Source organism: Vibrio sp. PNB23_22_6 (assembly GCF_052877535.1).
On the sequence record NZ_JBNFXP010000027.1, the window covers coordinates 36,495 to 50,120 of the forward strand.

Annotated in this window: 10 protein-coding genes and 1 tRNA gene; 6 read left to right on the plus strand and 5 right to left on the minus strand. The window is 44.2% G+C overall.

From position 1 onward, the window contains the following. Positions 1–211: 211 nt before the first annotated feature. From ACVA54_RS17140 to gyrA, 3 genes are all read right to left on the minus strand, one after another. Positions 212–859: a GTP cyclohydrolase II gene (locus ACVA54_RS17140; protein WP_172438186.1), complete on the minus strand. Its 648-nt coding sequence runs from the start codon at positions 857–859 to the stop codon at positions 212–214. 577 nt (positions 860–1,436) lie between these two features. Next, positions 1,437–1,625 carry a hypothetical protein gene (locus ACVA54_RS17145; RefSeq protein ID WP_446649776.1) on the minus strand — a complete coding sequence of 63 codons (189 nt, stop codon included), beginning with the start codon at positions 1,623–1,625 and terminating at the stop codon, positions 1,437–1,439. A 663-nt stretch (positions 1,626–2,288) separates the two neighbouring features. After that, positions 2,289–4,919: a DNA topoisomerase (ATP-hydrolyzing) subunit A gene (gyrA, locus tag ACVA54_RS17150; RefSeq protein ID WP_446581576.1), complete on the minus strand. Its 2,631-nt coding sequence runs from the start codon at positions 4,917–4,919 to the stop codon at positions 2,289–2,291. A 309-nt stretch (positions 4,920–5,228) separates the two neighbouring features. On the opposite strand from gyrA, the gene ubiG reads away from it, so the two are divergent. From ubiG to yfaE, 4 genes are all read left to right on the plus strand, one after another. Continuing rightward, a complete protein-coding gene (gene ubiG, locus ACVA54_RS17155; protein WP_119463580.1) occupies positions 5,229–5,936 on the plus strand; it encodes a bifunctional 2-polyprenyl-6-hydroxyphenol methylase/3-demethylubiquinol 3-O-methyltransferase UbiG in 708 nt (235 codons plus the stop codon). Between the two features lie 484 nt (positions 5,937–6,420). Next, positions 6,421–8,703: a class 1a ribonucleoside-diphosphate reductase subunit alpha gene (gene nrdA, locus ACVA54_RS17160; protein ID WP_446615504.1), complete on the plus strand. Its 2,283-nt coding sequence runs from the start codon at positions 6,421–6,423 to the stop codon at positions 8,701–8,703. A gap of 79 nt (positions 8,704–8,782) precedes the next feature. Further along, the gene (gene nrdB, locus ACVA54_RS17165; RefSeq protein ID WP_446649777.1) at positions 8,783–9,916 is read left to right on the plus strand and encodes a class Ia ribonucleoside-diphosphate reductase subunit beta; all 1,134 of its coding nucleotides are present in this window, start codon (positions 8,783–8,785) and stop codon (positions 9,914–9,916) included. Further along, entirely contained in the window at positions 9,916–10,194 is a 279-nt protein-coding gene (gene yfaE / locus ACVA54_RS17170) for a class I ribonucleotide reductase maintenance protein YfaE (RefSeq protein WP_099080843.1), read from the plus strand. The genes nrdB and yfaE overlap by 1 nt, the downstream gene beginning before the upstream one ends. A gap of 72 nt (positions 10,195–10,266) precedes the next feature. Here the strand turns inward: yfaE and ACVA54_RS17175 are convergent, their stop codons facing one another. Next, positions 10,267–11,499: a CinA family nicotinamide mononucleotide deamidase-related protein gene (locus ACVA54_RS17175; RefSeq protein ID WP_446649778.1), complete on the minus strand. Its 1,233-nt coding sequence runs from the start codon at positions 11,497–11,499 to the stop codon at positions 10,267–10,269. Between the two features lie 198 nt (positions 11,500–11,697). Here ACVA54_RS17175 and ACVA54_RS17180 point away from each other — a divergent pair, with 198 nt between their 5' ends. Then, positions 11,698–12,600 carry a DUF3943 domain-containing protein gene (locus tag ACVA54_RS17180; protein WP_099080841.1) on the plus strand — a complete coding sequence of 301 codons (903 nt, stop codon included), beginning with the start codon at positions 11,698–11,700 and terminating at the stop codon, positions 12,598–12,600. Between the two features lie 211 nt (positions 12,601–12,811). After that, positions 12,812–13,324: a glycine cleavage system protein R gene (locus tag ACVA54_RS17185; protein WP_099081003.1), complete on the plus strand. Its 513-nt coding sequence runs from the start codon at positions 12,812–12,814 to the stop codon at positions 13,322–13,324. A 226-nt stretch (positions 13,325–13,550) separates the two neighbouring features. On the opposite strand, the gene ACVA54_RS17190 is transcribed toward ACVA54_RS17185, so the two are convergent. Then, a tRNA-Gly gene (locus tag ACVA54_RS17190) sits at positions 13,551–13,626 on the minus strand.

Here is a 13,626-nt window from a genome sequence, read left to right on the forward strand (position 1 = left end):
GTTCACATTCATGGTGAACTCTTATCTTCCTATCATTTCCTGCAGGCCCTGCCGTAAATCAGTAACGAGCTTGCTATTCGAATTATCTTCCCCTCACAAGATGATTCAGATTTGTTTCAACCTGATGGGGTTGTTAGCCTCGCTGTACAAACACAAAAAAACCTCACATAAGTGAGGTTTATAATAAAAATGGTTAAATATAGCCACAGCGTCAGACCTTAAGATGGTGCTTACCGTGAGAAACTTTTGCTTTTAGATAGTTTTCATTGCCATCTTTAATATGTGCCGAAGTATTAATTACTTCTTCAATCTCAATACCGTATTGTGACAGCTCTCTGATCTTTTTAGGGTTGTTAGTTACAAGACGAATTTTGCTTACCCCTAACGCTTTTAACATTTGAGCCGCTTCAGTAAAGTCACGTAAGTCATCATCAAAACCTAGGTGGTTATTAGCTTCGTAGGTATTCATACCCTGGCTTTGAAGACGATATGCGTCAATCTTGTTGTATAGACCAATGCCGCGCCCTTCTTGGCGTAGGTACAGAATAATGCCACCAGATTTCCCCATACGCTTAATGGTTTCTTCTAGTTGCTCGCCACAATCGCAGCGTGAAGAGTGAAACACGTCACCAGTCAGACACTCAGAATGCATGCGCACTAGAGGGATATCTTGCATTTGATCAGCCTGTTTGAAGATAACTGCTACATGCTCTTTGTCTGTTTTTAGGCCATTAAAAGACAGGATTTCAGCATCGATATTACTTTTAGCCCCGACTTTAAATTCTACTCTGGCACGAACTTCCGCCATATCTACACTCACTCGATTTATTGCTTGATGCATTTTCGTTATTGCATTCATGGGATTGCTCTCATCTGCCTTTCAAACATGGGGATTGATACCTCATTTTTCAATATTGGGACCACTATGAGAGTTATTCTTATTTGGCATTTTGGTCAATCTTCAACTGAAACATGACTAATGGCCGACTTAATAATTGTTATAATATAACATTTACGATGAACTACAATAAAAAAACCCCAGACAAAAATGCCCAGGGTTTGCAATGCGCTTAATTGAAACCAAATCAGTGCTTCTGGTTGCGTTTCCAGACAACTAACTCAATCCAAACGGCTTCAAGTTCTTGTATTTCCTCGTCAGTCAATACAGCGAGAGACGAAGTGACTTGTGGCAGTGTCGGTGCCTGCAATGCACGAATCTGCGAATAAAAATCCTTTTTTAATTGCGATATAACTGGATCCACTGCGTACACCTACCTAACTCTTTATTACATCTCTAGCTCAATTTATCGAGTTTTATATCACTGGAGCTTTCTAAACTTTTGGCAAATGATAACATTCTGTTCGTTATTCGCACAATTTATTTCTAATACTGGAATTATAATCACATTAATCAAACTTAATCATTCTGAGCTAATTTAGTACATAAAGATCAAAAAGATCCACAGGATGTCTTTGAGATAATTGAAAAAGCGGACGATACAGAACAATATTTCGATATTATTCCGGCAGCGGCTCCTCAATTTATCCAGCTTAGCTCGGTTCGCGTTTGATTCAACTGCGTTCTGGTTTTGACACTGTAGGCAGCACAATGCCTTGAATAACATAGTGATCTTCTGTTGAAATTCAACCGAATGGAATTCGAAAAGGTCGAATTTATGCCCAATATCCCTCGAATTTTTAAAATTTGAAAATGGGATAAAAAAGCAAAATGTAATATTAAATCGATACGTCTAAGTACCCTAAAAATATATCATTAAATCGGTTATCTTCGGTTATCTCACCCCGGTATTTGATCAACGCCATTCTATTCTGATCAATCAAGAAAGTTCTAGTGTTACTATTACTTCCAATTCTATGATAAGTCTTTTTTTTGGATACTACTCACCTCTTGCTATCGGTTCTCTTTAGAGCTCAGATAATTTCATGTCGCGAGATTTTAATCGCGATAATTCAAACCGATTATCTGCCGTACTAAAGAAAAGGCTAGCGAACTAAAACAACATGAACGGAACGGTATTATTGAGAATTGGAGGCTGCCGCTGACCGCACAGCCTAAGCGCGAATGAAATTCCGTTATCTACTTGCAACTAAGGACGCAATGCACACCCTTTGTTTATGATCGAGTTAATAACTAGTGACTGCGCACTCTAGATGTTGCCTTACATGTGGTCGTGTTTTGAGAATTTTCCCATCCGGACGAGTAACGATACAAAGAAGCCGAGCATATTGCTCGGCTTCTTAATTTATTGATTAAAAAGAAGAATTAATTACTCTTCTTCAGTACCTTTCGGTGCGTCGTCTGCTGCAGGCGCTTCAGGTGCTTGCCCCTCTGCATTCACTTCAGCTTCCTCGCCTTCTGGCAATTCGACTTCTTCAACTTCATCGATACGTTGTAGACCAACGACAGACTCGTCAGTGGCGGTGCGGATTAGCGTCACACCTTGGGTATTACGACCGACTTGGCTCACTTCCGCAACACGTGTACGGACTAGAGTACCAGCGTCGGTGATCATCATCATCTCGTCGCCTACTTCTACTTGAACCGCGCCCACTACCGGACCGTTACGCTCAGAAACTTTGATAGACACAACGCCTTGAGTTGCACGACCTTTAATTGGGTACTCAGCCAGCTCGGTACGTTTACCATAGCCGTTCTGTGTAACAGTCAGAATATCGCCTTCGTTTGAAGGAACGATCAGAGACACTACTTGGTCGTCATCTGCTAGTTTCATACCGCGGACACCAGATGCGGTACGGCCCATTGCACGGACTTTGTCTTCGCTAAAGCGAACGACTTTACCAGCTTTAGAGAACAACATAATATCGCTGTTACCCGTTGTGATATCAACACCGATTAGGGAGTCATCATCACGTAGGTTCACTGCTATTAGGCCGTTTGAACGTACGTTCGCAAACTGATCAAGCGAAGTCTTCTTAACGGTACCATCGCCAGTTGCCATAAAGATGAACTTATCCGCGCTAAACTCAGAAACCGGCAGAATAGCAGTGATGCGCTCGCCGTCTTCAAGAGGTAAGATGTTTACAATTGGCTTACCACGAGCAGTGCGACTCGCCTGTGGCAATTGATAAACTTTCAAGCGGTACGTCTTACCACGAGTAGAGAAACACAAGATGTTATCGTGAGTATTGGCAACAAGCAGACGCTCGATGTAATCCTCTTCTTTCATCTTAGTTGCACTCTTACCTTTACCACCACGACGCTGAGCTTCGTAGTCGCTTAGTAGTTGGTACTTAACGTAACCTTCGTGAGACAGCGTTACAACAACATCTTCACGAGCAATCAGTTCTTCGAGGTCGATGTCATGGCTAGCCGCTGTAATTTCAGTACGACGAACGTCACCAAACGCATCACGCACCGTTTCTAGCTCTTCACGAATGACTTCCATCAAACGCTCAGTACTTGCAAGAATGTGCATTAGCTCAGCGATTTCATCGAGAAGTGCTTTGTATTCATCAAGAATCTTCTCATGCTCTAGACCCGTTAAACGGTGTAGGCGAAGTTCTAGAATCGCTTGTGCTTGAGTTTCGGTTAGGTAGTACTGACCATCACGGATACCGTATTGATCTTCTAGCCATTCAGGACGAGCGGCATCAGTACCTGCACGCTCAAGCATTGATGCAACGTTACCAAGATCCCAACCACGCGATACCAAGCCAACTTTTGCTTCTGCTGGTGTTGGTGCGTTTTTGATTAGCTCAATAACTTCATCAATGTTTGCAAGCGCAAGCGACAGTGCTTCAAGGATGTGCGCCCGTTCACGTGCTTTACGTAGTTCGAAGATAGTACGACGAGTCACCACTTCACGACGGTGGTCAACGAAGCACTTCAACATCTCTTTCAGGTTGAATAGCTTAGGTTGGCCATTGTCTAGCGCAACCATGTTGATACCGAAAGTCGTTTGCAGCTGAGTTTGTGCGTAAAGGTTGTTTAAAACCACTTCGCCCACTGCATCGCGCTTACATTCAATCACGATACGCATACCGTCTTTATCAGACTCGTCACGTAGCGCACTGATGCCTTCTACTTTCTTATCTTTAACAAGCTCAGCGATCTTCTCAATCAAGCGAGCTTTGTTCACCTGGTATGGGATTTCAGTGACGATGATGGTTTCTTTACCATTTTTCTCCACTTCAATTTCCGCTTTAGAACGCATGTAGATTTTGCCGCGACCCGTTTTGTACGCGTCTACAATGCCTTTACGACCGCTGATAAGCGCCGCTGTTGGGAAATCAGGACCAGGAATGTAATCCATCAGCTCATCAATAGTGATTGCTTCATTATTGATGTATGCAAGACAGCCATCGATCACTTCGCCAAGGTTATGTGGCGGGATGTTGGTTGCCATACCTACCGCGATACCAGAAGAGCCGTTTACCAGTAGGTTAGGAATTTTAGTAGGAAGAACCGCCGGGATCTGCTCAGTACCATCATAGTTAGGTACATAGTCTACGGTTTCTTTATCTAGGTCAGCCAGAAGTTCGTGGGCGATTTTCGCCATACGTACTTCGGTATAACGCATTGCCGCAGCAGAGTCGCCATCGATCGAGCCAAAGTTACCTTGGCCATCGACCAACATGTAACGCAGTGAGAACGGCTGAGCCATACGTACGATTGTGTCGTACACAGCGCTATCACCGTGTGGGTGATATTTACCGATTACGTCGCCGACAACACGGGCTGATTTTTTATATGGTTTGTTCCAATCGTTGCCTAGTACGTTCATCGCGAATAATACGCGGCGGTGTACTGGTTTTAGGCCATCACGCACATCTGGAAGAGCACGACCCACGATTACAGACATCGCGTAGTCTAGATATGAACCTCTAAGCTCATCTTCAATGTTTACGGGCGTGATCTCTTTAGCTAAATCGCTCATAGAGCCATTATCCCTCTATTATCTGATCGTAATTACGATACGTGTAAGGTGCAAAAATATAACACACAATTCATCAGTGGGGCATCACTTTCCCGCTCCTTTTATCAGGTTGTGAGCTCGGTTAAGCATCAAATGAAGAGAATTTGCACACTCATCCCATATCTTTCTGATAACTGACTACATTTCCACCAATCTGCGGCAAAAATGCTGCTTACTGTAATGGTAAGAAAAGAAGCTGTTTTAACGTATCGTACCATTGGAGTATAATCCCGCATTCCAAAGGACTATTAGCGAAGCGATATAACTATCATGACTAAAGCACAAAACGTCGACCCTAGTGAAATTAAGAAATTCGAAGAGATGGCTTCTCGTTGGTGGGATTTAGAAGGCGAGTTCAAACCACTTCATCAAATCAATCCGCTTCGCTTGAACTACGTCCTAGATAAAGCCAATGGTCTATTTGGCAAAACAGTTCTTGATGTCGGCTGTGGCGGCGGCATCTTGGCGGAGAGCATGGCGAAAGAAGGCGCTATCGTTACTGGTTTAGATATGGGTAAAGAACCACTAGAAGTCGCTCGTTTGCATGCCCTAGAGACAGGTACAAAACTTACTTATATTCGCAGCACCATTGAAGACCATGCGGCAGAAAACGCGGGGACTTATGATGTGGTCACGTGTATGGAAATGTTAGAACACGTCCCTGACCCACTCTCTGTGATTCTATCTTGTGCCGCATTAGTCAAACCTGGCGGTCACGTCTTCTTTTCTACTTTGAACCGCAACGTGAAATCTTACCTATTCGCGATTGTCGGTGCAGAAAAACTGCTCAAGATTGTCCCTGAAGGGACACACGATCATGAAAAGTTCATCAGACCCGCTGAAATGATGAAAATGATTGACCAAACCGACCTGACAGAGATAGGCATTACTGGGTTGCATTACAACCCACTTAATGACAGCTACAAGCTCGGTCACAATGTGGGTGTAAACTACATTGTGCATACGACAAAGTACTAAACGTAATGGCTTGCAGTAGATAACAATATCGACACAAAATGAAAAAGCGGTGGTTAAAGGCTACCGCTTTTTAACGTTTATTTACAGTGAGCCATCCTTTAAATTCGCATTTCATTTTCACTTTTTTCGCTAATAAAAATTATCAAAGATCAAGGAAAATATTTTTACGTGCGGTTATTTATAAACCGATCTCAAAACCGTTTTTTTTCCCATTCAAGTCCGACCTTTCCTCATCGGTTAGTGCACACTTACTGATTTTTTTCTTTTCGCTAGTTATCCACAAGTCATCCCAAACCTGTTCCTTGATAATTTAGGTTAATAGCACTATCTTGTAACCCGAAAACAATTTAACCCCTACATCTTGTGTTTCAGCTACAATATGTAGATAGACTTTGATCACAAAGCCGCCGCAAATTTTACAAGTTTTGCACATAAACCAACAAAAATACGGCTTTTATCAGTTTTCTTAGGGAAATAAAGCAGAATGAACCAAAAACTTACCGTCACTAAGCGTGATGGCCGCAAAGAAAGTATCGATCTGGAAAAAATTCACCGCGTCATCACATGGGCAGCCGAAGGTTTGAACAACGTTTCTGTCTCTCAGGTTGAACTGCGTGCGCACATCCAGTTTTACGAAGGCATCACCACGTCCGATATCCACGAGACGATGATTAAGTCTGCGGCGGACTTGATCTCTGAAGAGACACCAGACTACCAGTACCTAGCTGCACGTCTAGCGGTGTTCCACCTGCGTAAAAAAGCATACGGCCAATATGAGCCACCAGCGCTGTACGATCACGTGTCTCGTCTTGTTGATATGGGTAAGTACGACAGCCACATTCTGGAAGATTTTACCAAAGAAGAATTGGACGAACTTGATGCGTACATTGACCACAAGCGCGACCTCGATTTTTCTTATGCGGCCGTAAAACAGCTAGAAGGTAAGTACTTCGTTCAGAACCGTGTTTCTGGCGCAATCTACGAGAGTGCTCAGTTCCTTTACATTCTTGTGGCAGCTTGCCTGTTCGCAAAATACCCTAAAGAGTCACGTCTTGAATACATCAAGCGATTCTATGACGCGACATCAACATTTAAGATTTCTCTACCTACACCAATTATGTCTGGTGTACGTACGCCTACTCGTCAGTTCAGCTCATGCGTACTGATCGAGTGTGGTGACAGCCTTGATTCTATCAATGCGACAGCAAGCTCGATCGTTCGCTACGTATCTCAACGCGCGGGTATCGGTATCAACGCCGGTCGTATCCGTGCACTAGGTTCTGAAATCCGCGGTGGTGAAGCATTCCACACGGGTTGTATTCCGTTCTACAAATACTTCCAGACTGCAGTAAAATGTTGTTCTCAAGGTGGTGTTCGTGGTGGCGCAGCGACGGTGTTCTACCCATTATGGCACGGTGAAGCTCGCTCACTGATGGTGCTTAAGAACAACCGTGGTGTTGAAGAGAACCGCGTTCGTCACATGGACTACGGTGTTCAGTTGAACAAATTAATGTACCAACGCTTGGTAGAAGGTGGCAACATTACGCTATTTTCACCATCCGACGTACCAGGTCTTTACGACGCATTCTTCGAGAACCAAGAGCGATTTGAGCGTCTGTACGTTCAGTATGAAAACGATCCTTCAATCAAGAAAGAAACGGTTAAAGCAATCGAAATGTTCACGCTGCTAATGCAAGAGCGTGCATCAACTGGTCGTATCTACATTCAGAACGTGGACCACTGTAACACTCACAGCCCGTTTGACTCTGAAGTCGCGCCGGTTCGCCAATCTAACCTATGTTTAGAAATTGCACTGCCAACTAAGCCACTGACTAACGTTGAAGACGATTCTGGTGAAATTGCACTATGTACGCTTTCTGCGTTCAACCTTGGCGCAATCAAATCTCTAGACGATTTAGAAGAACTATCTGAGCTTGTGGTTCGTGCACTCGATGCTCTGCTTGATTACCAAGACTACCCACTGCCAGCTGCGTACAAGTCAACGATGAACCGTCGAACTCTTGGTGTTGGCGTGATCAACTACGCTTACTATCTAGCGAAGAACGGCGTGAAGTACTCTGACGGCAGTGCAAATGGCCTGACGCACCGCACATTCGAAGCGATTCAATACTACCTATTGAAAGCATCGGTAGCACTAGCCAAAGAACAAGGTAAGTGTCCTTCGTTCCACGAAACGAACTATGCGAAAGGCCTACTGCCAATCGACACTTATAAAAAAGATGTTGACCTGATTTGTGACGAACCGCTGCACTACGACTGGGACAGCCTACGCCAAGAAATCGTTGAACACGGCCTACGTAACTCAACACTCACCGCGCTTATGCCTTCTGAGACTTCTTCTCAGATCTCTAACGCGACAAACGGTATTGAGCCACCACGTGGTTACGTGTCAGTAAAAGCGTCGAAAGACGGTATCCTGAAGCAAGTTGTACCTGAGTTCACTGAGCTGAAAGACAACTATGAACTGCTTTGGAACATTGGTTCTAACGATGGTTACCTGCACCTTGTGGGCATCATGCAAAAATTCATTGACCAAGCAATCTCTGCTAACACAAACTACGACCCATCAGGTTACGAGAGTGGTAAGGTTCCAATGAAGAAACTGCTTCAAGACCTGCTGACGGCGTACAAGTTTGGTGTGAAGACGCTTTACTACCATAACACTCGTGATGGTGCGAAAGATGACCAAAAAGACGCAGTTCAACCACAAGATGACGATTGTGCTGGCGGCGGTTGTAAGATCTAATCTTCCCCACCCTAACAATCCATAAAACAGACTATCGACCCTCCCCTCTTTGGGGAGGTCTAAAAGGAATTGAGGCATTATGGCTTACAGTACTTTTAATCAGAATAAAAACGACCAACTAAAGGAACCAATGTTCCTAGGTCAATCTGTAAACGTTGCTCGCTACGACCAGCAAAAATTTGAAATTTTCGAAAAACTGATTGAAAAACAACTGTCTTTCTTCTGGCGTCCAGAAGAAGTAGACGTATCGAGTGACCGTATCGATTACAACAAGTTGCCAGATCATGAGAAGCACATCTTCATCTCAAACTTGAAGTACCAAACGCTTCTAGATTCAATCCAAGGTCGCAGCCCGAACGTAGCACTGCTTCCTCTGGTATCTCTACCTGAGCTAGAAACGTGGATTGAAACTTGGTCTTTCTCTGAAACAATTCACTCTCGTTCATACACGCACATCATTCGTAACATCGTGAATGATCCAAGCGTAGTATTTGACGACATCGTTGAGAACGAACACATCCTTAAGCGCGCGAAAGACATCGCTCACTATTACGATGACTTGATCCAAGCGACAAACGATTACCACCGTTACGGCGAAGGTAACCACGTTATCAACGGTGAAACGGTCAAAGTCAGCCTGTACGATCTGAAAAAGAAACTGTACGTGTGTCTGATGTCTGTTAACGCGCTAGAAGCTATCCGCTTCTACGTGAGCTTTGCTTGTTCTTTTGCTTTCGCTGAGCGTGAGTTAATGGAAGGTAACGCGAAAATCATCAAGCTAATTGCACGTGACGAAGCCCTTCACTTGAGCGGCACACAGCACATGATCAACTTGCTACGTAACGGCCAAGATGACTTCTTGTTTATGCAAATCGCAGAAGAAGCAAAACAAGAGTGTTTTGACCTATTCAAACAAGCGGCAGAGCAAGAGAAAGAGTGGGCAGAGTACCTATTCAAAGACGGTTCAATGATCGGTCTGAACAAAGACATCCTGAGCCAGTACGTTGAATACATCACCAACATTCGTATGCAAGCCGTTGGTCTACCTATCGCATACCCTGGTGCAACAAGCAACCCAATCCCATGGATCAACGCTTGGTTATCATCGGATAACGTTCAGGTAGCACCACAAGAAGCGGAGATTTCTTCTTACTTAGTTGGTCAGATTGACAACGAAGTAAGCGCAAACGACTTCGAAGGATTTGAGCTGTAATGCCAACCATCAAAATCAACAAACTCGTCAGTATTGAGTCCAATCCTTCCAATACGATTTTGGAGACAATGGAACAAGCGGGCTTATTGCCTGAATACAACTGTCGTGATGGTCACTGCGGTGCTTGTCGTTGTTCGCTGGAATCGGGCGAAGTGGAGTATGTTGGTTTTGCCATGGCTTATACTCAGCCAGACGAAATTCTGCCTTGTATTTGCAAAGCGAAATCCAATATTTCGCTAAGGGGTGTGAACTACGCGATGAAAGAAAAACGCGCATAAATTCAACCTGAAGAATACAAAAAAGCCAAGACAATTGCCTTGGCTTTTTATTATCTGCAATTGGCAAGTGGCTCAAAGTACACTGCTTGGGATGAACATCTCTTTCATTTTTTCCAAAAACGCATAGTGACCAAACATTGGTTTTCGCTCTAAATAGCGTCGCAACATATCAAGCGCTGCGGCACTGATCACCTTTACCTGATCATCGCGTGAGTACTTTCTCGATAACTTGTACAACACGCCCCACTCTCCAGTTGAAGTGGAAAGCGCAACGGAAAACACGCCGTCTTCAATTTTTCCGGTAACCAACGCTAACTCTGTTCCGCATTTCTCGCGCGTTGCCCCTGCAAGAGCAAACGTAGCGGCAAGAGGATCGCCATCATCCATCAGCATCTGGTTGTGGCCAGACAACACCCATCCGTGGCCGAATTGTCTTTCAGCATTTTCATTACCATTGAGCCAGTAGGTTAAATACCCTGCGCTGCTCTTCTCTGACACGGATAACGTAAGCGCCTTGTCCACCAGCAACTGACCAATATGCTCTACCATCGGAACATCGATACTCACGGTATTCCCCTCAAGGTGCTTATGGATGATCTGCATCAACTTCGTGCGTTGTTCTATTTGATTCGAAGGCCCAAACAGCTTTACTTCAATAAATGGCAAATAAGAGCGGTAGCCAAATTCATAACCTTGCGGCAGCTTCATTTGATCCAACTTATCTGAAATACCCGACTCAGAAAGACCAAAAGTGTAAAAACGGCTGCATGTCGCACTTTCCACTTCTGGATAGTGTTTTTTCAAGTCTGGCAGAATTTGTGTTTCTGCCATGAGCTTAAACTCACTAGGAACACCTGGCGTGAAGTAAAACAGTGCATCATTAATCAACATCTTAAAGCCACAAGCCGTACCGATCGGGTTATCTAAAATCACGGCCGTTTCCGGTAACATGGCTTGCTTCAAATTGCTGTCTGGCATTGGGATGCCACGTCGAGCGTAGATGGCTTCCAATTGCTCAAGCCACTGTTTGAATAATACCAACTTACACTCTGCCGCTTTTGCTGCTGCGGCAGCGCTCATGTCATCGGTAGTTGGCCCTAAACCGCCGTTAACAATCACAACGTCATTGTTAAAGCTGAGCATTAAGAGCTCTTCAATCAAACTCGATAACTTATCACCAACCGTCGAGCGTTTGGTTAAGCCAAATCCATGTTGATAAAACACGCTCGATAGCCAAGCTGCATTTGTATCAACAATATCACCGTGAAGAATCTCTTCACCGGTACTAAGCATTGCTATTTTCACCACTGACTCCAAAAAATAAGCACAACGTCTTTCAATAAAGAGGGGCCTATATCACTTTCTTATTATTCAACTCATTTCTCATGCGAATTTGTTGAGATTAAATCAAGGACAAGTATTTAAATGGCTGTTCTTTTAGGAGATAATTGAGAGTTCGATCATCAAACTAACAACTCGGAGACCTCTGTGTCAAAATCATCCATGTTCAAGAAAACGCTCTGTGGTCTTGTTCTAACAGCGTCCGCTGCGGCAAACGCAAATCAGTACGACCTGAGCAATCACATCGAGTTTTCTTACACGCCTGATTGTCTGTCAGGTTACTGCGAAACGACCACGCTGTACACCTTCGAATCTCAAAATCGTCGTGTCGCTTTTGAACAAAATAATGATGATTCTCTTAATCTTGATGCGGGTATGCAACCAAAACATCTCATTGTTCCGCAGGACAAAGATTGGGATTACTTAATGGGGCAAACCTACACGATTCTAGGATTGAGTGTTGCCACTGTCGGTTTGATGACCTTTCTGCCAGAAAGCATCACGAAGTGGGACGAAGAAGATCGCGACATGAGCAAGTTAGGCAGCAAGTGGAAAGATAACGTTTCTGCGGGTCCGGTTTGGGATCGAGACGAGCACTTCCTTAACTACATTATGCACCCATATTTTGGCGGGGTTTACTACACCGCGGCTCGCCATGCTGGCTACAACGAATTTGAGTCATTCTTATATTCAGCAACCATGTCCACGTTCTTCTGGGAATACGGCGTAGAAGCTTTTGCAGAAGTCCCTTCTTGGCAGGACATCTTCATCACGCCGTTCTTTGGTGCTGTTGTGGGTGAAATGATGCTAAGCACTGAGCAAGCAATCATCGCCGATGGTGGTGAAGTTATGGGTTCGGAGACAATGGGAGATGTATCACTGTTCTTCCTTAACCCTGTTGGCCACATTCATCACTGGGTAACTGACGCTTGGGGCGGAAGTGCAGAACTGCAATTTAGTTCATCACCTTGGTTTGGTAATCAAGATGCTGCGAAATTCGCGCTGGATGCCGGTGCAAGTTTCGATCGCCAATTCTACGGTGTTGAAATGAAGGTCACGTTCTAGAAAAGTGATGTAAAGAAGCAGCCAATTGGCTGCTTTTTTTGTGCCCAGAACACTGTTTTCATCATTTGCTTCACGAATTACTGTGAAAAATTGACCTTCATCAAACATAACCCCTTCCTAACACCTACACTGAAATAAAGGACTTATTCCAATAGCTTAAGCGCTGCGTAGATGCGTGCCGCGTCCAAACCTTACTCCATGAGGGGACATTATGAACACTGTATTTATCGTAAATTTCGTCGGTCAGGCGTCACCTGCAACCATCAAACAGCTCGCAGCTGTAACACACGAAAATGGTGGCAAATGGTTGATAAGTAAAGTTAATTTCATTGAAGATCAAGTCGCCGGCGTGATCAAAATTGAGCTTCCTGAAGAAAACGTCGACACCGTAAAAGACGCGTTTTCTGCTTGCCAAACCCTAGTAGTGAAGTTCGTCGACTCTGGCGCTCACTCTCACTGTGAAGAAACGATATTCCAGCTACGCTTAGATGCCAATGACCGGGCGGGTATCGTCAATGAGATCACTCATGTGCTTGATAGCCAAGGGATCTCTATCCTCGATATGGACTGTCAGCGCGTATTCATCGCTGGCGGCGGTGGTATAAGCTCAAGTTTATTCAGCGCAAAACTGGCCATCAGACTGCCAAGTGAACTTGAACTTGATGATGTGGTGAATGAGCTTGAATCACTCAGTGAAGACACCCGAGTCATCATAGAAAGTTAATTGGTGGCATTCACACATAAAAAAGAGCAGCTTTACGCTGCTCTTTGTCTATTCAAGCCAAGTAAACTGATGATTACTTCAATGTCCATTGAGAAAGTGAACGTTTGAAGTCTGTAACGAAGCTATCCGCGATTCTAACCATCAAGATCGATCAAATACTCATTTAAATTGAAATTCAGGAACTGCAGGTATGAAAAAGCCCAACATAAATGCTGGGCTTTAAATCTGGAGCGACACACGAGGTTCGAACTCGTGACCTCAACCTTGGCAAGGTTGCGCTCTACCAACTGAGCTAGTGTCGC